Origin of the sequence: Aquipuribacter hungaricus, from assembly GCF_037860755.1 — a bacterium.
GTDB lineage: Bacteria > Actinomycetota > Actinomycetes > Actinomycetales > JBBAYJ01 > Aquipuribacter > Aquipuribacter hungaricus.
The window spans coordinates 1-610 of record NZ_JBBEOI010000522.1 but is presented as its reverse complement, the minus strand read 5'-3'; the positions used below and the strand labels follow the sequence as shown (position 1 = coordinate 610).

The 610-nt window shown below is 80.3% G+C and carries 1 protein-coding gene; it reads right to left on the bottom strand.

Features of this window, described 5'->3' with window-relative positions:
* Positions 1 to 62 precede the first annotated feature (62 nt).
* A partial coding sequence (locus tag WCS02_RS20965; protein ID WP_340296237.1) for a glutamate ligase domain-containing protein occupies positions 63 to 610 on the bottom strand: 548 nt, incomplete at its 5' end.

Here is a 610-nt window from a genome sequence, read left to right as displayed (position 1 = left end):
GGAGGTGCCCCGGCCCGAGGGGCTCTGCTGCGTCCGGGCGCGCGGGCGCGGGTCCAGCGTCGTCACGCGACTCCCCCGGCGGCGCGGCGGACCGCGCCGGCGAAGGCCTCGCCGCGGGCGACGTAGGAGGCGAACTGGTCCATCGACGCCGCGGCGGGCGCGAGCAGCACCGTGCTCCCCGGGCCGGCGAGGGCGGCCGCCTCGGCCACCACCAGGTCCATGAACCGGGCGGCGCCGGCGCTGTCGAGTGCTCCCACGCGCCCAGTGTCGGGGGGGTCGACGAGCCTGACGGGGACCTCGGGCGCGTGTCGGCGCAGGGCGTCGGCGACCAGCTCCCGGTCGGCGCCGATGAGCACCGCGGCGCGCAGCCGGGACGCGTGGCGCCGGACGAGGTCGTCGTAGGCGGCGCCCTTGGCGAGCCCGCCGGCGACCCACACCACGTCGGTGGAGGCGCCGAGGGAGGCGTCGGCGGCGTGCGGGTTGGTGGCCTTGGAGTCGTCGACGTACCGGACCCCGGCGACCTCGCCGAGCGGAGCCGCCCGGTGCGGCGGGAGCGCGGCGCCCCGCAGACCGTCGCGGACGGCCTCGGCCGGCACGCCGAGGGCGCGGG